This is a genomic window from Bianquea renquensis (genome assembly GCF_014384895.1).
Classification (GTDB): domain Bacteria; phylum Bacillota; class Clostridia; order Lachnospirales; family Bianqueaceae; genus Bianquea; species Bianquea renquensis.
Genome location: NZ_JACRSQ010000001.1, coordinates 127,150 through 148,014, shown reverse-complemented (window position 1 = coordinate 148,014; position 20,865 = coordinate 127,150). Strand labels below are relative to the sequence as shown.

General features: G+C 51.7%; 24 protein-coding genes. 6 read left to right on the top strand and 18 right to left on the bottom strand.

Going from position 1 to position 20,865, the window contains the following annotated elements:
* Positions 1-32: 32 nt before the first annotated feature.
* The 13 genes from hisE to H8730_RS00580 all read right to left on the bottom strand — a co-directional run bounded on the left by hisE (position 33) and on the right by H8730_RS00580 (position 9,547).
* Positions 33-323 carry a phosphoribosyl-ATP diphosphatase gene (gene hisE / locus H8730_RS17810; protein ID WP_177719199.1) on the bottom strand — a complete coding sequence of 97 codons (291 nt, stop codon included), beginning with the start codon at positions 321-323 and terminating at the stop codon, positions 33-35.
* A gap of 68 nt (positions 324-391) precedes the next feature.
* On the bottom strand, positions 392-715 hold the full coding sequence (gene hisI / locus H8730_RS17805) for a phosphoribosyl-AMP cyclohydrolase (RefSeq protein WP_177719200.1): 324 nt from the start codon (positions 713-715) through the stop codon (positions 392-394).
* Positions 712-1,527 (bottom strand): imidazole glycerol phosphate synthase subunit HisF, encoded by an 816-nt coding sequence (gene hisF, locus H8730_RS00630; protein WP_177719201.1) that lies wholly within the window; start codon positions 1,525-1,527, stop codon positions 712-714. Before hisF ends, hisI begins: the two co-directional genes overlap by 4 nt.
* Entirely contained in the window at positions 1,521-2,144 is a 624-nt protein-coding gene (gene hisH, locus H8730_RS00625; protein ID WP_177719202.1) for an imidazole glycerol phosphate synthase subunit HisH, read from the bottom strand. The genes hisF and hisH overlap by 7 nt, the downstream gene beginning before the upstream one ends.
* Positions 2,141-2,872, bottom strand: coding sequence for a 1-(5-phosphoribosyl)-5-[(5-phosphoribosylamino)methylideneamino]imidazole-4-carboxamide isomerase (gene hisA, locus H8730_RS00620; protein WP_177719203.1), 732 nt, complete (start codon positions 2,870-2,872; stop codon positions 2,141-2,143). The genes hisH and hisA overlap by 4 nt, the downstream gene beginning before the upstream one ends.
* A gap of 10 nt (positions 2,873-2,882) precedes the next feature.
* The gene (gene hisB, locus H8730_RS00615; RefSeq protein ID WP_249289134.1) at positions 2,883-3,467 is read right to left on the bottom strand and encodes an imidazoleglycerol-phosphate dehydratase HisB; all 585 of its coding nucleotides are present in this window, start codon (positions 3,465-3,467) and stop codon (positions 2,883-2,885) included.
* The gene (hisC, locus tag H8730_RS00610; protein ID WP_177718556.1) at positions 3,464-4,537 is read right to left on the bottom strand and encodes a histidinol-phosphate transaminase; all 1,074 of its coding nucleotides are present in this window, start codon (positions 4,535-4,537) and stop codon (positions 3,464-3,466) included. Before hisC ends, hisB begins: the two co-directional genes overlap by 4 nt.
* The gene (gene hisD / locus H8730_RS00605; protein WP_249289132.1) at positions 4,537-5,823 is read right to left on the bottom strand and encodes a histidinol dehydrogenase; all 1,287 of its coding nucleotides are present in this window, start codon (positions 5,821-5,823) and stop codon (positions 4,537-4,539) included. Before hisD ends, hisC begins: the two co-directional genes overlap by 1 nt.
* On the bottom strand, positions 5,820-6,476 hold the full coding sequence (hisG, locus tag H8730_RS00600) for an ATP phosphoribosyltransferase (protein WP_177718554.1): 657 nt from the start codon (positions 6,474-6,476) through the stop codon (positions 5,820-5,822). Before hisG ends, hisD begins: the two co-directional genes overlap by 4 nt.
* On the bottom strand, positions 6,473-7,759 hold the full coding sequence (gene hisZ / locus H8730_RS00595) for an ATP phosphoribosyltransferase regulatory subunit (protein ID WP_177718552.1): 1,287 nt from the start codon (positions 7,757-7,759) through the stop codon (positions 6,473-6,475). The genes hisG and hisZ overlap by 4 nt, the downstream gene beginning before the upstream one ends.
* A 273-nt stretch (positions 7,760-8,032) precedes the next feature.
* Entirely contained in the window at positions 8,033-8,221 is a 189-nt protein-coding gene (gene rpmF / locus H8730_RS00590) for a 50S ribosomal protein L32 (RefSeq protein ID WP_177718550.1), read from the bottom strand.
* Positions 8,222-8,274: 53 nt separating this feature from the next.
* Positions 8,275-8,793, bottom strand: coding sequence for a YceD family protein (locus tag H8730_RS00585; RefSeq protein ID WP_177718549.1), 519 nt, complete (start codon positions 8,791-8,793; stop codon positions 8,275-8,277).
* Positions 8,794-8,848: 55 nt separating this feature from the next.
* A complete protein-coding gene (locus H8730_RS00580) occupies positions 8,849-9,547 on the bottom strand; it encodes a 4'-phosphopantetheinyl transferase family protein (RefSeq protein ID WP_177718548.1) in 699 nt (232 codons plus the stop codon).
* A gap of 104 nt (positions 9,548-9,651) precedes the next feature.
* Here H8730_RS00580 and H8730_RS00575 point away from each other — a divergent pair, with 104 nt between their 5' ends.
* Positions 9,652-10,311, top strand: a complete 660-nt coding sequence (locus tag H8730_RS00575) for an HAD family hydrolase (RefSeq protein WP_177718547.1) — start codon at positions 9,652-9,654, stop codon at positions 10,309-10,311.
* A gap of 232 nt (positions 10,312-10,543) precedes the next feature.
* On the opposite strand, the gene H8730_RS00570 is transcribed toward H8730_RS00575, so the two are convergent.
* The 3 genes from H8730_RS00570 to pta form a co-directional block, all read right to left on the bottom strand.
* Positions 10,544-11,500, bottom strand: coding sequence for an SH3 domain-containing protein (locus H8730_RS00570; protein WP_177718546.1), 957 nt, complete (start codon positions 11,498-11,500; stop codon positions 10,544-10,546).
* 295 nt (positions 11,501-11,795) lie between these two features.
* Positions 11,796-12,989, bottom strand: a complete 1,194-nt coding sequence (locus tag H8730_RS00565) for an acetate/propionate family kinase (RefSeq protein WP_283243816.1) — start codon at positions 12,987-12,989, stop codon at positions 11,796-11,798.
* A gap of 37 nt (positions 12,990-13,026) precedes the next feature.
* Entirely contained in the window at positions 13,027-14,028 is a 1,002-nt protein-coding gene (pta, locus tag H8730_RS00560; RefSeq protein ID WP_346726529.1) for a phosphate acetyltransferase, read from the bottom strand.
* A 218-nt stretch (positions 14,029-14,246) separates the two neighbouring features.
* On the opposite strand from pta, the gene H8730_RS00555 reads away from it, so the two are divergent.
* The 3 genes from H8730_RS00555 to H8730_RS00545 all read left to right on the top strand — a co-directional run bounded on the left by H8730_RS00555 (position 14,247) and on the right by H8730_RS00545 (position 17,228).
* Complete coding sequence (locus tag H8730_RS00555; protein WP_249289130.1) at positions 14,247-15,110, top strand: DUF6062 family protein; 864 nt, start codon at positions 14,247-14,249, stop codon at positions 15,108-15,110.
* A gap of 44 nt (positions 15,111-15,154) precedes the next feature.
* A complete protein-coding gene (locus tag H8730_RS00550; RefSeq protein WP_283243807.1) occupies positions 15,155-15,751 on the top strand; it encodes an NfeD family protein in 597 nt (198 codons plus the stop codon).
* Positions 15,752-15,815: 64 nt separating this feature from the next.
* A complete protein-coding gene (locus H8730_RS00545) occupies positions 15,816-17,228 on the top strand; it encodes a flotillin family protein (protein ID WP_177720072.1) in 1,413 nt (470 codons plus the stop codon).
* Between the two features lie 111 nt (positions 17,229-17,339).
* Here H8730_RS00545 and H8730_RS00540 read toward each other — a convergent pair whose 3' ends face one another.
* Positions 17,340-17,984 carry a helix-turn-helix domain-containing protein gene (locus tag H8730_RS00540; RefSeq protein ID WP_177720071.1) on the bottom strand — a complete coding sequence of 215 codons (645 nt, stop codon included), beginning with the start codon at positions 17,982-17,984 and terminating at the stop codon, positions 17,340-17,342.
* Positions 17,965-18,642 carry a DUF3990 domain-containing protein gene (locus tag H8730_RS00535; protein ID WP_177720070.1) on the bottom strand — a complete coding sequence of 226 codons (678 nt, stop codon included), beginning with the start codon at positions 18,640-18,642 and terminating at the stop codon, positions 17,965-17,967. Before H8730_RS00535 ends, H8730_RS00540 begins: the two co-directional genes overlap by 20 nt.
* Before the next feature lie 154 nt (positions 18,643-18,796).
* On the opposite strand from H8730_RS00535, the gene H8730_RS00530 reads away from it, so the two are divergent.
* Together H8730_RS00530 and H8730_RS00525 are read left to right on the top strand one after the other, a co-directional pair.
* Positions 18,797-19,507 carry a response regulator transcription factor gene (locus H8730_RS00530; RefSeq protein WP_249289128.1) on the top strand — a complete coding sequence of 237 codons (711 nt, stop codon included), beginning with the start codon at positions 18,797-18,799 and terminating at the stop codon, positions 19,505-19,507.
* Positions 19,500-20,822: a sensor histidine kinase gene (locus tag H8730_RS00525; RefSeq protein WP_249289126.1), complete on the top strand. Its 1,323-nt coding sequence runs from the start codon at positions 19,500-19,502 to the stop codon at positions 20,820-20,822. The genes H8730_RS00530 and H8730_RS00525 overlap by 8 nt, the downstream gene beginning before the upstream one ends.
* The last annotated feature ends 43 nt before the right edge of the window (positions 20,823-20,865 follow it).

Below are 20,865 nucleotides of genomic sequence, written 5' to 3'. Positions count from 1 at the left end.
TATGCTGCCATCCTTCTGCTATGTTGGTTCTCTTACTTCTTATACCGGCTCTCCAACTCCTGGTATAAATCCTCCCAGACCACGCCCTTTTCCACCATGAGAACTGTCAGATGATATAGGAGGTCGGAGATTTCGTAGACCACCTCGTCTTTTCCGGGATTCTTCGCTCCAATGATGACTTCCGCCGTCTCCTCCCCAACTTTCTTCAATATCTTATCGATTCCCTTATCAAACAGATAATTGGTGTAGGAACCCTCTTTGGGGTTTTCCCTGCGGTCCACGACAATGTCATATATTCTCTGTAAAATATCTTTTTGTTCCACTTAAATTTGCCTCCTCCGTATGATCTCTGTGTATTATAGCACAGGATAGAATCTGTTGCAACGTTGTTTTACTCGGTAATCCGATTGAAAAAGCAGCTGTAACTGCCGGTATGGCAGGCAGGTCCTGTCTGCCGCACCACCGCGAGAATACAGTCCAAGTCGCAATCCGCGTACAGCGCCTCCACATCCTGGAAATGGCCGGAGGTTTCCCCCTTAAGCCACAGGCAGCCACGGCTGCGGCTGTAGTAGTGCATCCTGCCTGTTTCCATGGTCTTTTCATAGGCCTCCTGATTCATATAAGCCTGCATCAGAACCGCTTTTGTATCATGGGCCTGCACGATGACGGGGATTAAACCATTCTCCAGCAGCTTTAGCTCTTGAAAGGGGATCACGCTTCCACTTCCTTTCCATAGTCCCTGTAGGGCCGCATGGGGATCCCGCTGGCCAGCAGCTCATCCTTAATCTCTTGAACTGTGTAATTGCGGGCAATTCTGGGAGAATACAGCATTGAACTGATGATTCCCGCGCTGGCACCCGTTTTAGTAAAAACATCCGTCAGGTGGCTTGGCACACCGGCTCCGCCGGATGCGATGACAGGAACGTTCACAGCGTCGGAAACAAGCTTCGTGATCTCCAGATCATACCCCTGGTGCGTCCCATCGTTGTCGATGGAATTGACGCAGATCTCGCCGGCTCCCAGAGCCTCCCCCTGTCTCGCCCACTCCACAGCGTCCATGCCTGTAAAGACTCGCGCGCCGTCGATGGCAATCTCATAGCCGCTGGGGATCGTCTCCGATCTCGCCACGCGCTTAACCTGCATACTCAGAACCATACACTGCCGGCCAAAGGCCTTCGCCCCTTGCTGAATAATCTGGGGATTGCGGACCGCCATGGAATCAATGCTGATTTTCTCCGCGCCCGCCTTTAATACCTGAAACATATCCTCCAGGCTGCGGATACCGCCCCCGACAGTGAAGGGGACGAAGACTTCCCTTGCAACTTTTCGAACCATATCCAGATCGATGGGCCGCTTCTCTGCACTGGCGAGGATATCATAGAAAATAATCTCGTCCACCTGCTCCTGATAGATGGCTCTGGCGACTTCTTCCGCCGGCGCGATGTCAATATTGTCCTGAAACTGGTGGGCCTTCGTCACCATTTTATTGCGCACGTCAAAACATGCAATCAATCGTTTCGTCAGCATAGCTCGATCCCCTCCTCCGCAATACGGACAAAATTCCGAAGCAGCCGAAGGCCGCCTTCCCCACTCTTTTCCATGTGAAACTGGGACGCCATGATATTGCCCTTGGCGACAAAGGAACAAAAGGGTTGCCCATACTCCGTTGTGCCGAGGATCACATCGTCTTCCTCCGGAATCACATAATAGGAGTTGACAAAATAGAAATAATCCCCATCCCCTAAGCCCTGTGTCAGCGGATGCGGCTTCCTGTACTGCACACGGTTCCAGCCGATCTGCGGTACGCGGACCGTCTCTGGAAAGCGCTTGACCTGTCCTTTAAGCCAACCCAGGCAGGGGGTATCCCCCTCCTCGCTGTGATCAAAGAGGATCTGAAGGCCAACACAGATTCCAAGAAATGGAATCTTATCCCGCAATACTTTCTCCTCGATTGCCTCCAAAAGGCCTTGCTCCTTCAACGACGCGATGGTTGCGTCGGCGGACCCTACACCCGGCAAAATAATGGCCGTCGCGCCGTCGAAGTCCTCCGCAGACTTTGCCATCTTGCAAGAAGCCTGGATGGTTTCCAACGCATTCAATACACTGGGGCCATTTCCCGCCCGGTAATCTACGACTGCGATCATGCCGATTCCCCTTTCTCAAACCGCAGAATCGCCTTCTCAAGCTGGATTCTGCCTTCGTATAACGCCTTTCCCGTGATGACGCCGGGTATGCCGGCTTCGTACAGCGACGCCAGATCGTCCATGGAGGACACGCCACCGGACGCGATAACGGTGAGGCCGGTCTCTCGCATGAGCGCGCTAGTCGCCTGGACATTCGGGCCGCACAGCATTCCGTCCCTGCTGATATCCGTATAGACCACGGTGGTGACGCCTAAATCTTTCATAGCCCGGCCTAAATCAGCCGACCTTGTCCCGCTGACCTCCTCCCAGCCCTCCAGCGCAACCATGCCATCCTTTGCATCGATTCCCACCACGATTCGCTCCGGGCCATACTCCGCTAACGCCGCCTTCAAAAAGGCTGGATCCTTGACCGCCGCCGTGCCGATAATCACCCTGCGAACACCAGCCGCCAGCTTTTCCTCAATGTGGTCAAGACTGCGGATGCCGCCTCCGGTCTGGACCGGAATCGACACTGCTTGCGTTACTGCGCGCAGCGCCTCTGTATTGACGCCTTTTCCTTTCAAGGCGCCATCCAAATCCACCACATGAACCCAGGAGGCGCCCAGGCTTTCCCATTTTCGCGCCATCTTCGCGGGGTCTGACTCGTAAACGGTAACCTTATCAAATCGTCCTTGCTGTAGGCGGACGCACTGTCCGTCCTTCATATCGATTGCTGGATATAATATCATGGGCCGCCTCCTATAAAGTCCCTTTTGACGAGCGAACCCCTTGAATCCTCTCGTCCATTCCAACCGCCTGATCCAGCGCCTGTCCGAAGGCCTTAAACATGCTCTCCGCCAGATGGTGATTGTTTGTCCCGGCCATCTGCTTAAAATGGAGATTCATACCGGCGTTAACCGCCACGGCGTAGAAAAACTCTTCCACCATCTCCGTGTCCAGGGCGCCAAGCCGCGGCACTGTAAACGTTACATCCATATTGAGGTACGGCCTCCCGGATAAGTCCAGCGCACAGAGCATCAAGGTCTCATCCATGGGGAGTGTCATGGTGCCATACCGGCGAATCCCCTCTTTTCCTCCCAGCGCTTCCCTGAGAGCCTGTCCTATGGCGATTCCCACGTCCTCCACCGTATGGTGACAGTCTACATCCAGGTCGCCCTTTGCCCACACATGCAGATCAAAGAAGCCATGTCTTGCAAAGAGAGTCAACATGTGATCCAAAAAGCCGATTCCTGTCTGGATATTGGAATCCCCTCTTCCATCTAACTCAAGATCCACCGTGATATCCGTCTCGTTGGTTTTTCTCTGCACTGTCGCTTTTCTCATGATTCAATTCCCTCCAAGATTTCCCACAGCGACGCCAGGAACAGGTCGTTGCCCTCCTGCGTCGTGATGGATGCGCGAATATAGGACTTCAGCGATCCAGTGTAGGCCCTCACCAGAAGCCCTCGCTCCAACAGCAAAGCCCCTAGATTTTCCACATTGGAGCGCATGAAAAAGTAATTGGCGCTGGAGGGATAACAGTAAAATCCCTGCTTGCCCTCCAGCTGACGTAGCTGCTCATACATCCGGTCCCGCTCTCTCAAAATCCAGGCGATGTGCTCCTTGTACTCTGGCCGGCGAAGCACCTTCGCCGCGGTGATCTGGGCGATGGTACTCAAATTGTACGGGGCCTTCACTGTGTCCAGCGCCTGAATCATCTCCCGGCTCCCCAGCGCATATCCCACGCGGAGTCCCGCGAGCCCAAAAGCCTTGGAGAAGGTTCTGAGGGAGACCAGATTGGGATAGGTCTCAATCAGGTCAAGATCGTTCTGACCAGAAAATTCACCGTAGGCCTCATCCAGGGCTACTATGCACGATACGCCCTCCAAAATTCTCTCCAGCTCACAGCGCTCCAGCGGACTGCCAGTGGGATTGTTCGGCGTACAGAGGAAGAGAATTTTGGGCTTTCGCTCCCGGCACAGCTGGAGGATCGTATCAATGGGGTAGGAAAAATCCTCTGCATTCAAGTCAAAGGCCACCGCTTTCCCGTGATTGATTTTGGCGCTGAGAGCATACATGGAGAAGGACGGCTCTGGCACGAGGATGGTGTCGCCCTCTTCCAGGAAGGTCTTCATGAGGAAATCAATAATCTGGTCGGATCCCACTCCGCACAGGACCTGGTCCGCGGATAGACCGCTTGTCTCAGCGATGGTCCGGCGAAGCTCGACGCAATCCGTATCAGGGTAAAACCGAAGGGTCTCCTCCTCCTGGATCCACTTTGCAATCTCCCCGCGCAGCTCCCGGCTCATGGGAAAGGGACTCTCATTGGCGTCCATCTTGATTCCCCTTACAGGCTGCACCTGGTAGTTGACCATATCGCGGAGATCCTTGCGTATAAACGTTCGTATATCCATCACTGCCCATTCCTTTCGTCCAAATACCGGAGCCGAACCGCTTGTCCGTGTGCATACAGCTTTTCTGCCTCCGCAAAGGCGATGACATCCTCTGCCAGTTCCATCATCCCGTCTTTGGTCATGTAGATAAGGCTCGTCTTCTTGATAAAATCGTCCACGCCAAGGGGGGAGAAAAACCGCGCGCTTCCTCCGGTGGGCAGAACATGATTAGGTCCCGCCATATAGTCTCCCAATGGTTCTGGGCTATACTGTCCTACAAAGATAGCGCCGGCACAGCGGATTCGGGATACGAAGCTCATAGGCTCAACGGTACAGATTTCCATATGCTCCGGGGCATACGCGTTGGCCATCTCAATCCCTTCTTCCAGATTTTTGACAAGCAGAATCATACCGCGATTCCTCAGAGACGCTTCGATGACATTCCGGCGCGGCGCGGCGGCCGTCTGAATCGCCAGCTGCTCTTGAACCTGCTCCGCCAGCTCCCGAGAGTCCGTGATGAGAATGGAGCCAGCCATCTCATCGTGCTCCGCCTGGGATACCATATCCGCCGCCACGTAGGCTGGATTTGCACTTTGATCCGCCAGAATGAGAATTTCGCTGGGGCCTGCAAAAGAATCCACGCTCACCTGACCATAGACAAGCTTTTTGGCCGTTGCCACAAAGATGTTCCCAGGTCCTACGATCTTGTCAACCCGGGGGATGCTCTCCGTCCCATATGCCATGGCGGCGATGGCCTGGGCGCCTCCAACCTTATAGACCTTTTGAACTCCGCACACCTTTGCGGCGGCCAAAACCCGCGGATCCACCTTTCCTTCCCGATTTGGGGGCGTAACCATGATGATCTCCCCGACCCCCGCCACTTTGGCCGGCAAGACATTCATCAACACAGATGATGGATACAGCGCCTTCCCACCTGGCACATACACCCCGGCTCTTTGCAGCGGAATGACCAGCTGTCCAAGGAGGCTACCTGATTCTTCCGTCATGATCTGGCTTTGCCGCTTCTGGGTGACATGATATGTCTCAATTCTCGTTTTCGCCTTCTCCAGTATCTCGATGAAAGACTCTCCGGCCAACTGACAACCTTCCTCCATCTCGTCCTCTGTCACTAGGAAATCCGTGATCTCCACCTTGTCAAATTTCGCCGTATACTCCCGCACCGCCTCGTCTTTTCTCTCCCGCACCGCCTCGACGATGTCCTTGACCACACGGTCATAGTCTTCCTGGGGGATCTCCAGCCGTTTTAGAATGTTGGCATCTCCCGTATACTCTACAATGCGAATCATGCCCTCGTCTCCCTTTCTTTTTGCTTTAAAATCGTGCTCACCGCCCGGGTCAACTTCTGAATCCGCTCCAGCTCAATCTTCATGCTGGCTTTATTGACAACCATGCGGGCGGATATGGGACAGATCTCGTCCAGAACCATCAATCCATTTTCCTTTAAGGTGCTTCCGGTCTCCACAATATCGACGATCACATCCGACAGCCCGACAATCGGGGCCAATTCAATGGACCCGTTGAGCTTTAATATCTCCGGCTGTTGATGCCTTGTCAAAAAGTAGTGTCTGGCGATCTCCGGGTATTTTGTCGCCACCTTGAAGTCGCCGCGCATATCCAACAGTTCTCTGCCGGAGGGAAATCCGGCTACTGCCATGCGGCACCGGCCAAATCCAAGATCTAGCACTTCAAACAGGTCTTTCTTTTCCTCCATCAGCACATCCTTGCCCACCACGCCGATGTCGGCGGCCCCGTACTCCACATATGTGGGGACGTCGGTCGCCTTCGCCAAAAAGAACTTGACGCCCATCTGCTCGTCCGTAAACACTAGCTTTCTCGTATCCGTGTACATTTCCTCACAGCGAATTCCAACCTGCTCTAAAAGCTCCAGGGTCTTGTTGGCAAGCCGCCCTTTCGTCAGGGCAAAGGTCAAATATTTCATCTCGTCTCTCCCTCCCCCATGGCGGACACAAAATCCTGTGCCGCCGCAAAGCTTTCGAATTCCATTTCCCTCTCAGTGTCTAAGTCCATCCCTATCAACAGGCCGTCCTTAAAAAATAATCCGCGGGAGCATTGGTGGTTCCTCCCGTAGGACGCGACATGATCCAAGGTCTTGACACAGGGTTTGAAAAGGATTCGGATTCCCCTCTCTCTCCACCGCTGAATCCACGGGATCATCTGCGCTGCCCCCGCCCTGTCGCAGGCGGCCAGCAAAAAATTGGGCCTCGGGAGCACAACTTCCTGCTTCTTTAGCGCTGTCATCAGACTGTCCTGGTAGATGCCAAAGCCTACAGCCGGCCAATCCTTTTGAAACTGCTTCAATAAGTCATCATATCGCCCGCCATCGACGATGTAATCGCCGCTGCCATAGGCATACCCCTTAAATACGATACCCGTATAATACCCCAGTTCCGCTGTCATGCTCAGATCGTACACGAGATAGGCGTCAAGTCCATAGGCGCTGAGCAGCTGATGGACTTCTTCCAGTCTGGTAAAATACGACGCCAACTCTGCCTCTCCCTCTGTCTCACACAGCACGCGGCCACGGTGAATCAGCTGGATATCGCCGGAATCCGCTAAAATCTCCATCAATTCCCTCAGCGGCCGAGATAGCGCCATCTCCTCCACCTTCTGCTCCATAGCGGCAAAGTTCTTGCTGTGCAGGCAGGAAACCAATTCCTGCCGCTCCTGGTCTGTTCCACGGAGGAGCTCTAAAACCGTGGCTGTGATGCGCGCGTGGCCTACAGCGATCTTAAAATCAGTCAGGCCCGTGGCCTTCAGGGCCTCGATCGCCACCGCCAGAACCTCTGCGTCGCTGTAAAAGCTCTCATCGCCAAAAAACTCGATTCCTGTCTGGGATAACTCCCGCTGCTTAGCCGAATAGCGGCTGTTGTACCGGAATGTGCTGCCTGTGGCGGTCACCCGGCATGGCAGATCCTCGTCCTGAAAGTACAGCGATGCCAACCGCGCCAGCGCCGGCGTCATATCCGGCCGAAGGGCTAGCATCTCCCCATCGCGGTCAACAAATTTATACATGTCCAGCGGAGAGATACTGCCGCGCTCCTTGTCAAAAACCTCTAAGTACTCCACCACCGGCGTCTGAATATCGCGGTATCCATAGCGCTCAAAAACAGCGTGGATGCGGCCACGCACTTCCATCCGCTGTTGACTGTCTTCAAATAAATAATCCCGAAATCCATAGGGTGTATAGATCAAGTCCTTCATGCCTGGGCCCCTTTCATTTTATCACTTTATCATAGTAAATCGCTAAACTGACCTTATTATACCGAATCTTTCCTCTTTTGTCAACCCATTGGGTTTCGGATGTGGTAGAAATCTTGGATGCCGCTGTGGGATTTCTTGGCAATTTTCCCCATCTGCCATCGTCTCGTCCACGCGCCATAGGAAATCTATAAAAACTTCGCTTCGCAAACTTGGGATCTGTGCCCGCCTCGCGGCGGACTTTCCCTGCGGTATGAAAAAAGAGTAGCCCTATGACTACTCTTCCTCGACTTTCACTACCTGTCTCTTGTTATATGTGCCGCATTCCTTGCAGACTCTGTGTGGCATGATCAAAGCACCACACTTGCTGCACTTGGCCAGACTGGGAGCGGTCAATTTCCAATTGGCTTTTCTTTTATTTCGTCTTGCCTTGGACGTTCTGTTCTTTGGTCCGATAGCACCCATGATGTTACACCTCCTGCTCCTATTGATTCCTTGACCTGACGGTCATCGGCTCTCTAATGCAATAAGCCTTTCAAAGCGTCCCAGCGGGGATCCGTCTCCTCATGGTGGCAGCCACAAGGCCCCTCGTTCAAATCTTTGCCGCAGGACGGGCACAACCCCTTGCAGTCCTCCCGGCACAAAACCTTCATGGGAATGGCGAGCTGCACTTCCTCGGCGATGGTCTCCTGGAGATCGATCCGATATCCGTGAAACCGCATCACGTCATCCTCCGGCTCCGCCGGATTTCCATCTGGATTCTGTTCGGGCGCAAAGCGCTGTCTGACTGTAATATGCAAGGGAAGGCGTACATCCTTCATGCACCGGCTGCAGGTCATATGAACTTCCGTGTCGACCGCCGCGTCGAACTCAATGACCGCGCCTCCCACATTGGCGAGGGTTCCCCTCACATCCCACGGCTCGGTAAACCGAATGATCTCACCGCCGATGGTGATGGGTTCCTTCTCCTCAGAGGCTTGTACCTCCATGACGGTCCGGGGATCGAGCAGCAGGCTGCGCACGTTCACCTGTAACATGGTTATCCTCCCTTTTTAGTCACTCTCCCTATTATACATAGGCTTTTGCCGTTTGTCAATCATTTTCGCGAAACGTCATGTTTTTTAGCTCATATTTCCTCAGGGAAGACAATGCCATGCGCTCCACCTGACCTTGCGTCCATTCCTGGACTGCAAAATGCATATCGGGCTGCCGCGCACAGACGGACCAGATGTACTCGCCCCAATTCCCTGTTACAATCGATGCGCAAAGCAGGGGGCCGGTTACATCAAAAGTATTAAGGGGCAGCGATAAGCCTTTCCCAAGGTATTTACAGTACGCCTCCTTTCTTGTCCAAACCTCATAAAACCGCTCTGCCGCGCCCTCGTCTGATTCTACTATATACTCCTGTTCCCGCGCCGTAAAAAAACGTTTGGCAATCCCGTATTCCGCTTCCTTTATCTTCTCAATATCCGCGCCGACAGAACCGTCTGCGATCGCTACCATCACGGCGTTCCGAGTGTGAGAAATGTTATAGTGAAATTCAGGATGGCCCTCAATTTTCGGTTTTCCCCACTCCCCGCTCCCAAAAACGATCTCTCGATTTGGAATCTTGAGAGTCTGGCTTGCGATCACTCGCACCATCAGCTCTGAGTATAGGCTAAGCTTTCGATCGATATCGAACCGAAATCGCTTAATTTTTTCTTGCTTCTTCTCCGATACAAAAGGCAAAAGTTGATGCAGCGAATTATTTTCTTCCGAGTCAGACAGGGGTAAAAAATAGATTGTATTCATCTAAATCCACCTTTTCTTAATGAGTCAAAGGCTCCTGTTCTCTGGACAGGAATCACAGAAGGCTGTATAATATACATTATATCATAAAATAGGAGATGCACGCAATGATTCACGCAGTTTTTATTGATTATACAGGGACGACAATTCAAGAGAGCGGCATGGAACTGAAGGAAGTCGTGGCAAGAATTTGCAAGAATAGTACATTGCGCCAACCGCGAGACGTTATGAACGCTTGGTGGGGCCTGGTAAAGCAATATGAAAACAGCAGTTTTGGGGACTCCTATCTAACGGAGGACGAAATTGTTGACCGGGCACTCCTCGACTTGGTCAAAACCTTTCAGCTAAAAGAAAACTTGGCAGAGTTACACCGCTTAATTCAGGACTACTGGGTTAACGCCCCTCTCTTCCCCGATGTGAGAGAGTTCTATGAGACGTGTCCCTTGCCCCTCTATGTGATCAGCAATAATGGAATCCAATATGTGGAGAAGGCTATGAAACGCAATCGTCTTTGCCCAACTGGGATCGTATGTGCCGACATGGTTCGCGCCTATAAGCCGCATAAGGAATTGTTTGAAAAAGCTCTGGACGTCAGCGGATTTCGTGCAGATCAAGTAATCCATATAGGGGATTCCTTCCAATCAGATGTGCAGGGCGCGGCCTCAGCTGGCATTCAACCGGTTCTGTTGCAGAGGAGTGGCAATCGGAGGTATGAGGGCATCACCACTGTACAAGCCCTATATGAAGTATTGGATTTGCTGAAATAATCATATCCGGCTTCCTCTTGCCTGCGACAATGGCTGAAATATCTTACGCCATTCGGATATACAGAGGGCGCTGACATTCTCTCGAATGGCAGCTGGAATGGAGAAAAGGCCAGACGAACTTATCAACAGCGGGCGTTGCCCGTTCATTGCATCGTTGACAAGTTCGCCTGGCCCTTATTTGTAAGTGGCAAAAGAGGAATGTTCTAGCGGAATTGTAGAAATCGCGTACTTCTTATTTATAATAAAAGTATTTATAAAACACTGGGTAATCGTTGAGCAAGTGCTGCAACGTTGTGCGCTGGTTCGAGCCGGGATCAAGCACTGTGAACTGAGACGCGGAGAACCCGTCCCCCCCAGTGTAGCCATTGATCACAACCCAATGCTGTCTGCCGGCGGATGTCTTAGCGCCGAACAGAACAGGCTTGCCCTGCTTGAGCTGATCATAGATGGCGCTCAGAGAATACTGGGTAACCACCTGGTAATCGCTTGGCCAATACAGGTCGCCGGATGAGGTATAACTGAGTTTTTTGGCCATGGCGTCCGGGTAGATTGTCGTACCCGTACGGTAAGACTCTATCATCGCAATCGCAGTGGTGGTACATCCGCTTTTCGCGATGGTCTTTCCGGAGTTTCCAAGAGTCGCGTTGGCCCAGCGGCTGTCAGTCTGCTTGTAATTCGGCAGATTCAGCGAAATCGCTGCCTGTCCATTCTGCGACAGATACTGGCTGCTGACATAGCCCGTTTTGGTACCGTGATAGAGAACTCGGCTCCACCCGTTGGAAGTGGATAAAACGACAACCGTTTCTCCCTTTGCCAACTTGTCTTTGATCTGGTAGGAGGTTCCGGCTCCACTCCTGACATTCAGATTTCCAGATTGAGTTTTAACCGTAGCGGCGGTTCCCGCTGTGGTTTTGATATAATCAGCATGGCAATAGCCATACTGGCCTTTTGCATATTCTACATACCACCATGACCCCGATTTGGAGAGCAGTGTGACATAACTTCCCTTATCTAAAGAAGCAATGACAGAAGCGCTAGTTGAGCTATTGCTTCGAACATTCAGCCGTCCGCTTGATGTTGAAACAACTCCTGCCGTTGATTGAAGGGTAGCAGCCTCTACTGGGGCGGAAAAGGCCATTGCTCCTACACTCACAACAATGGTCAGTATAACAGATACTAGTTTTCTCATTTCGTCACCTCGAATTTATTTTTATCGATTGACAGCCCTATCAGAGCTGTCGGCGTTATTATATCAAGCGGTAGTCAGTTTGGCAATAGGCCAAATTATTTCAAATTTTACAGGAATTGCTATGGGCTGGCGATCGAAAAAAATGTAGGGGTCCGCCCCTCAACCTCTGTGGCTGCCGCGAGGAGTAAAAGAAAAAGCAAGGGGGCATAGCCTTGTGGCTGTGCCTCCTTGCGGCATTGAAATTATTTTTCCCCGAGCGCCGGCCTCCCCGACACCCTGTTTCCTTATAAAATGTTTACCGGCAAATCTCCACTGTATCCCGTGCAATCATCAATTCCTCGTCTGTCGGGATCAACAGCGCTTTTACTTTCGAATCCTCGGTGGAGATGATCGTTTCCACTCCTCGCACCGCGTTGCGCTCCGGGTCCACGGTCAAGCCTAAGAATCCAAAATAGGAGCAGATCTGTGCCCGAACTTTGCCATTATTTTCGCCAAGACCCGCGGTAAACGCAATGGCGTCCAGGCCATTCATAGCAGCAGCGTAGGATCCAATGTATTTGACAACGTGATAGACAAACGCATTGTTGGCGCGGATGGCGTCCGGATTGCCCGCCTCACAGCCGCTTTCCACTTCGCGGAAATCGCTGGAGATACCAGAAATTCCAAGGATCCCAGATTTTTTGTTCAGGACGTCCATCATCTGATCAATGTCCAAATTTTCCTTATGCATGATGTACTGCATAATCGCCGGATCGATATCCCCGCTGCGGGTTCCCATGATCAACCCTTCCAGCGGAGTCAACCCCATGCTTGTGTCCACAGACTTACCGCCATCAACCGCGCAGACGCTAGCTCCGTTGCCGAGATGACAGACGATGATCTTCAGATCTTCAATGGGCTTGCCCAAAACAGCGGCCACCCGCTGCGACACATAGCGGTGAGACGTTCCGTGAAATCCATATCGACGAACTTTGTACTTAGTATAGTACTCATAGGGAATTCCGTAGAGATAGGCCTCCTCCGGCATCGTCTGATGAAACGCCGTGTCGAACACGCCAACCATTGGGGTATCCGGCATCAGTTTCTGACACGCACGGATCCCGATGAGATTTGCCGGGTTGTGCAGCGGCGCTAGCTCACTGCATTCTTCCATCGCCTTGATCACGTCATCGGTAATCAGAACCGACCCGGAAAATGCCTCCCCACCGTGCACGACGCGGTGTCCTACGGCTCCGATCTCCTGCATGTTGGAGATTACACCGTACTCAGAATCTGTCAGCGCGTCCAGAACCATTTGGACCGCTTTGTTGTGGTCTGGCATAACCTCTTCCAGCACAACGGTGTCCTTGCCTGCCGGCGTGTGCTTGAGTCTAGAGCCATCAATTCCGATGCGCTCGCACAGTCCTTTCGCCAAAACGCTCTCCGTTTCCATATCAATCAACTGGTATTTCAAGGATGAACTCCCACAGTTGATGACCAATACCTTCATCATCTTGCTCCATCTCCTATTCGTCTAAGGTTTCCATTTATCTCTTCTGCTGTTGCGCCTGTACCGCTGTGATTGCAATAACACCCACGATATCCTCTGCAACACAGCCCCTGGACAAATCGTTGACGGGCGCGGCGATCCCCTGCGTGATCGGCCCATACGCCTCAGCCTTCGCCAGACGCTGCGTCAATTTATACCCGATATTGCCCGCGTCCAAATCAGGGAATACGAGGACATTGCAGTGACCCGCTACATCGCTGCCCGGCGCCTTGGATTGGCCTACAGAGGGAACAATTGCAGCGTCCAGCTGTAGTTCTCCATCCAGCTTCACATTGGGAGCCAGCTCCTTTGCGATTCTCGTCGCTTCCACAACCTTGTCCACATCCGAGTGGGATGCGCTGCCCTTTGTGGAGAAAGACAGCATTCCAACCACCGGTTCCTCCTGAACCAATGTCTCGAAAGTCTCCGCGGAATTCACCGCGATATGCGCCAGCTCCTCCGCCGTTGGGTTGGGATTCAAGCCTGAATCCGCATAGATGAAAGTGCCATTGGCTCCATACTCACAGTCGGGGACCACCATGACAAAGAATGCGGAGACAAGCTTTGTGCCCGGGCGAGTCTTTAAAATCTGCAGCGCAGGGCGCAGCACATCCGGCGTAGCCGTCACAGCACCTGCCACCATGCCATCCGCTTGTCCCTTCTTAACCATCATGACGCCGAAGTACAGCGGATTCTTCAACAGCTTGGCGGCCTTGGCTTCATCGACGCCCTTATTCTTGCGCAACTCCACCAGCGTTGCCACAAACTCATCCATTCCTTCAAAATTCTCAGGATCTGCAAATGTGGCTTTCGAGAGGTCAAGATCCGGCGCTGACTGACAGATCGTCTCCTTGCTGCCGACGAGAATGACATCCGCTATGCCCTCCGCCAGAACTGCGGCGGCGGCGTCTAATGTTCTTCTATCCCAGGTCTCAGGAAGAACAATGGTTTTCTTCTGTGCCTTGGCTCTCATCTTAATCGTTTCCAAAAAATTACTCACGGACGATGTCCCCTTTCTGATTGTATGGATTGATCTTACGTACCATCTTCAAATCCTTATTATAATCGAAATGTTTATTGTATACAAGAGCTTCCCGGAAAATTTTTACGTTATTTTTTTCACGAATTGAACCTCCCTCCCGCTTCAAATTCTGCTAAAGGGTCTAGGCAAATACGAAAAAATGTAGTATAATAGAAGAAAGCTTCGGCTGTTTCGCTATGGCCTCTGGCCATTACGCCCCGCACGATTGCACATGCCCGCGATGCGCTTTGTTCTCCCATTGGGAGATCCGCTTATCATACGATAGAGAGGATGGGATCAATATAAAAGAAGAGATTTACACCATACCGGTGATGGATGGTTTCCACGAGGACTGTGAATGTCCATTCTGCGCCATGCGCCGCAAGCTGGAGACCGATACGGTCTCGTTCGTGTTGAGTCCCTCCTACATGGAAGAGGATGTCCGCGGCGAGACCAATGCCTTGGGCTTCTGTCACCACCATATGGACCAATTATATTCACAGGCCAACGCCCTGGGGCTAGCACTGATGCTCCACTCTCATCTGAGAGAACAGGAGAAGGAGCTCTTTTCCCTCCTGGAAAAGCAGGACTCTTCGAAACCGGTTAAAAAGGTCTTTCGCAAAAAGGATGCGGATTCCCCGTCTGACCCCATCGAAGCATACCGTCAGAATTTCATCAATTCCTGTTATATCTGCAAGCGGATTGATCAAGTGTTTGAGCGGATGATGACAGCATTTTTCATGCTGTGGGAAAAAAATGCCGAGTTTCATCAGACAGTGGATGCCTGCAAAGGATTTTGCATCAATCATTTTCTCATGTTGTATGAGCGCGCTGCCAGCCATTTAAAACCTAAAGACTGCAATGGGTTTCGAACGCTTCTCATAGAGAAGGAGAGAGAGAACTTGAAACGGGTGGAAGATGAGCTGGAATGGTTTACGCTAAAATTTGACTATCGATACCAGGATCAGCCTTGGAAAAATAGCCGGGATGCCCTGCCCCGGACAATCTTAAAGGTCAATGGGCAATTCGTGGATAAGAGTTCGTCGAGAGCGAACCCGTGAGCACGCCTGCCGGCACAAATTCTCTATATGAGGAGGAGATTCAATTGGTGGATTGGTGGAATCATTTAACGTTGACACAACAGGTTTTTGCTGGATTCGGCATGGTGGGAACCGCTGTCCTGATTCTTCAGACTGTCATGCTCCTATTTGGCTTGGGGCACGACAGCATGGATTCCGATGCGGATGTGGATGCCGATTTGGACGATGTGGATGACATAGCGGACGGAAACGGTCTCGATGGACTGCGACTCTTTACCGTCCGGGGTTTCGTGGCCTTTTTCAGCATCAGCGGCTGGCTCGGGGTTTTCCTATTGAGCACAGCCCTCCCCAGCTTTGTATCCATCCTTCTGTCCATAGCCGGCGGTTTCGCCGCCATGATCTTTGTGGCGTGGGCTTTCAAAAAGTCCCTTCAACTTCAGGATAACGGGACACTGCAGATGTCCAACGCCATCGGGCGGACAGGGCGCGTCTACCTCCGGATTCCCGCCAATCGCCAGGGTTGCGGGAAGATCACCATTCTAATCCAAGATCAGCAGCGGGAATTGGACGCTGTCACCGCCGCGGATCAGGAAATCCCTGTGGGAGCTAGTGTCCGCGTTGTCGATGTGGACCAGGAGACACTGATCGTGGAACCGGTGTAAGTCACAGTTGTACAGGAGATTTTACTCCTGACAAAATAAATCATTTTATGAAGGGGTGTATTCTATGGAACCGTTTGTTTTGATCGCCGTCATCGTCATACTCGTTCTCAGCACGCTGCTAGTCATTCTCTCCCGCTACCGCAAATGTCCTTCCGACAAAGTCATGGTCATCTATGGCCGGATTGGAAATGGAAGCGACGGAACCTCCCGGTCCTCCAAATGTATTCACGGGGGCGCCGCTTTCATTTGGCCTGTCGTTCAGTCCTATGAGTACTTAGACCTGACGCCCATCTCCATCAGCGTCGATCTGACCAACGCCCTGAGCCGGCAGAATATCCGCATCGACGTGCCCTCCCGGTTTACCGTGGGCGTTTCCACTGAGCCAGGAATCATGCAGAATGCGGCGGAACGCCTGTTAGGCTTGAAAATGGCGGAGGTGCAGGAGCTTGCCAAGGATATTATCTTCGGTCAGCTGCGCCTTGTGGTCGCCACCATGGACATCGAAGAGATCAACACAGACCGGGATAAATTCCTGGCTGCGGTCTCCAACAATGTGGAAACCGAACTGAAAAAGATCGGCCTGCGCCTCATCAACGTCAACGTCACCGACATCAACGATGAATCCGGCTATATTGACGCTCTCGGCAAGGAAGCCGCCGCCAAGGCGATCAACGATGCGAAGATCCAGGTGTCAGAGCGCAATCGGGACGGCGCCATCGGAGAGGCGGAGGCCAACCGGGATCAGCGTATCCGCGTGGCCAACGCAAACTCCATCGCCATCGAGGGAGAAAATGAAGCGAAAATTGCCATCTCCCAGTCGGAAGCTACCCGCCGTGAGAAGGAGGCGGAGGCGCTGCGCCGCGCCACGGCCGCCGAGAAGATCCAAACGGCGAAGGCACTGCAGGAAGCGTATTCGGCTGAGCAGGAAGCGGAATCCGCCCGCGCCGCTCGAGAACAGGCGACGCTGGAAGCCGATGTGCTCGTCAAGGCAGAGATTGAGAAAAAACGTCTTGAAATCGCGGCCGAAGCCGAGGCCGAACAAACTCGCCGCCGCGCCAAAGGCGATGCGGATGCTATCTATATGAAAATGGAGGCGGAGGCCCGCGGTATCCAGGAAATCCTGAGCAAGCAGGCCCAGGGCTTCGGGCAGGTGGTAACCGCAGCCGGCGGTGAGGCCAACGACGCCATTCGCCTGTTGATCAGCGACAAGCTGGAAAATCTTGTAAAACTACAAGTTGAGGCGATCCAGAACCTTAAGATCGATAAGATCACGGTCTGGGACTCGGGCAATGACAAAGACGGAAACTCCAGCACGGCGAATTTTGTATCCAGCCTCATGAAGAGCCTGCCTCCCATCCAGGATCTGCTGAATATGGCGGGCATGGAACTGCCTGATTTTCTGGGCAAAACCGCGAACCCTGTCCAAGTTGACAGCGCTGCGCCCAGTGAGTCTGAACCCAGTGAGCAAGATCAATAAAAACGTTTGCTATCCGCAAACGTTGGAAAGTCCGCCTCCCGGATGTTGTAATTGAAGAAGAATAAGCAAGAGGGCATGATCGCTCAGAAAATGAGAGGATCACGCCCTTTTCTATTCCGTTTTCTCTATCAGATCATCAACCGTACAGCACAGAACCTTAGCTACCATCACAAGATACTCCGCCTTAGCCTTGTTGATGTTCTTCTGCCGCTGCTCGTATTGCTGGATGGTACGCATTGGGACGCCTGACATCTCCGCAAGTTCGCGTTGACTCAGACCGGCTTTCTGCCGCAGAAGTTTGAGATTGGTTTCCGGTTTCGCCGCTTTATACATCGCATTTACCTTATCGACAAACTGCCGGATGTCCATTTCATGATAGGGTGAGTAAAGAGCGATAATATCCTTGATGGGAACATACCGCACAATCTCCGCAAAGCTCATGGATGTTTCCCACTGATAATACGCTAATGCCCAGCCCACCCAAAATTCCTCGCTGCGGTTGACGGTGTAGTTCGGTTTCATGCGCTCCCTTTCCACGCCGGACTGCTCAAGCACCTCATAAGCAAGTTCCACGCCGGACATACCAACAATAACAGCGAAATCGCCGGTTTCAAAGCGTTCCGCAACGCCGGACTTGATGAACAGATGGAAAAATTCAGCAATATCGTATTTGAGATCATATACTGCAAAGTCCAGCATACGACCAAGGGCAGTGCGGGCTTTGTCCAGATACACTCTATCGTAAGCGCGGATCATCAGGCATCATCTCCTCATCCATAATCTGTGTGATATATAGATCGCCGCGCTGACGACGGTTTCGCTCCATGCTGAAATACTCGCGGCGGGCAGTCTTGTCGCGCAGCATCTTCTTTGTGTACCACTCGCTGCTTTCGGCAATCTCGCTGCCGATGAACTTGATTCGCTCAAATGCTGTTCTGCTCTTGAGAACAAACTGCTGACCGAGCTTGCCAAGATGCATCGCATTGTTAAGCTGACGGTAAGAGATCGTGCCATTAATAAAATCCTGTGCAAACGAAAAATAGCTGTCATCAGCGCGGTACCCGATGATTGCATCATAGCTTTCATAATCGACGGCAAAATGGGCAAGCATATATTCCTTCGCCTCCAGTGCCAGACCGGAGGGAATATCAAACTCGCGGTTTTGCAACAGCACAGTAAGCCAATGCAGGATGCAGTATTCTGGTGCATTCAGGTCAAGGATCCGCAGACCGTCACAATCGATTTCATAACAGTTGGCATAGCCGTCCTGATTCTTGCCGACCCCCCACTCCTTTGCCATCTCAAGGCTGTCGGTGCAATAAAAGCCAAGGCCGTAATCGTTGTAGGGCCTACCATATCCAAATAAAGGCTTATCAATGACATTTGAGGAACCGTGATAGAGCTCTCTGATCATAGGTATATCATCTCCATTCTTTATACATAATATACTCCTACAGGAGTAGTTTGTCAATATTTCCGCTTTGCCTGTCAATGGTTTTGTCTAAACCTTGAGATTCAGGCCGAAATATGGTACAATATCTAAGAATGTTTTGGTCATGGAGGGCTTTATGAGAGACGAAGGGAAAAAACGGATTTTAGTTGCAGACGACAATCAAGAGATTGTCGACATTGTGGATATTCTCTTGACCGGGGAAGGGTATGAAGTTGTAAAGGCATCGAATGGACAGGAGGCGGTGGATCTGGCGGACGACTCCATCGACCTCTATATACTCGACGTTGTTATGCCGGTCAAATCCGGCTTTCACGCATGCGCACAGATTCGGGAACGGACCATGGCCCCGATTTTATTTCTGACAGCGAAAACTCATGACTCCGATAAGACTATAGGCTTCTCCGCCGGTGCGGATGACTATCTGGCCAAGCCTTTCTCCTATGCGGAGCTTGTCTTCCGGGTGAAATCTCTGCTGAGACGCTACTACGTCTATCAGGGGAAGGCCGTGAACTCCCCTGAGACGGAAACCCTGCTGACCTACAGAGAGCTCTCCATCAATCTCGATTCTCAGGAAGTCCTCCTCCGCGGCAGGCCCATCTCGTTGACGGACATTGAATACCGGCTTCTCATTCTTATGCTGCAACACCGGCACAAAGTCTTCTCAGCGGAAAACCTGTATGAAAGCATATGGGAAGAACCTTACTTCTATTCTGCCAACAACACCATTATGGTTCACATCCGGAATCTTCGCAAGAAGCTAGAACAGGATCCGAAAAATCCACAGTACATCAAAACCATCTGGGGAAAGGGGTATTGCATTGACTAGGCTGAAACCTCACAGCCCTTCCCTTATCTTTTCCCGTTTTTCCTTGGTTATCATCTTCTATTTGTTCCTCTCCTTCGGGGTTGCAGTCGTAGGCGGTGCCATCGTCAAGGCGATCATTACCGTCACAATCGACATGCCCATTCACCCCCAAAAACGTGACTTACAGATTCTAAAGCGTCTACAGAGCTACATCAACGAGAACGAGCTGACCACTGAGGACAGCGACAGCATTCGCACATGGAATAATGAGCATCCCTATGTCTATTTAAAGCTATATGTGGAGGGACGTGTGTTCTATGATACGGAAATGCGCAGCCCCTCCGGGCAGAATTCTCAGACTCGCCCCTTTCTGTCGTACTCGAAAGACGGCGGGTACCCTCTTATCTTTAAAGATAGGACCATTCAAGCGAATATCACGGTGTACTATTCTCTTCTCTTTAAAACCGCCCTGCGCATGGGCATCCTGATCCTTGGATTCATTATTTTTATTCTTGTATTTATATTGCTACTACATCATAAAATTCGCTATATCAAAATCATTGAAAAAGGTCTGAAGATCATCGAGACGGGAAGTCTTGAATATCAGATCCCCGTCCGCGGAAAAGATGAGCTCGCCTCCCTCGCCGTCAGCATCAACAACATGAGCCAGGCGTTATATGAGCGTTTAGAGGCAGAGGAATCGTTAAAACAAGAAAAAAGTCAAATCGTCACGTCTCTCTCCCACGACATCCGCACGCCGCTCACCTCGGTCATCTGTTATCTGGATCTGATCAGCGACAAGCGCTATGACAGTCCTCAAAAAATGGAGGACTATCTCCACAAGGCCCGGGACAAAGCCTATCAAATGAAAGAGATGGCGGATAATCTCTTTGAACACACACTGGCATCCAATGAAGCGATTCCATTTCAGTATGAAACCGTGGATGGGAATGAGCTGGTTGGACAGCTCGTCTCCGAATATATCTATCTGCTGGAGGACCAACATTTTACAGTGGACTTTCAGGATTCCATTGAAACCGCATTTAAACTCAAAGCTGACATTCATCAACTGCGCCGTGTCTTTGATAATCTCTGTTCCAATGCGGTCAAATACGCGGCTACAGAGACGCCGATTCGTCTAAAGATCTACGTGCAGAATCAGATGCTGCACATTATACAAAGCAATGCCATCCGCAAAACCGCCATTGTCCGGGATAGCTCCGGTATCGGCGTGAAAACCTGTCAAATCATTGCCAGACGCCACGAGGGCAGCTGTACCAGCACGACAAGCCACGGAGACTATCGCTTTGAACTGTTGCTGCCGGTTATGGGCTGATTGCAGACGAAAACTCCATGGAGTCCATGGAGTTTTTATCATA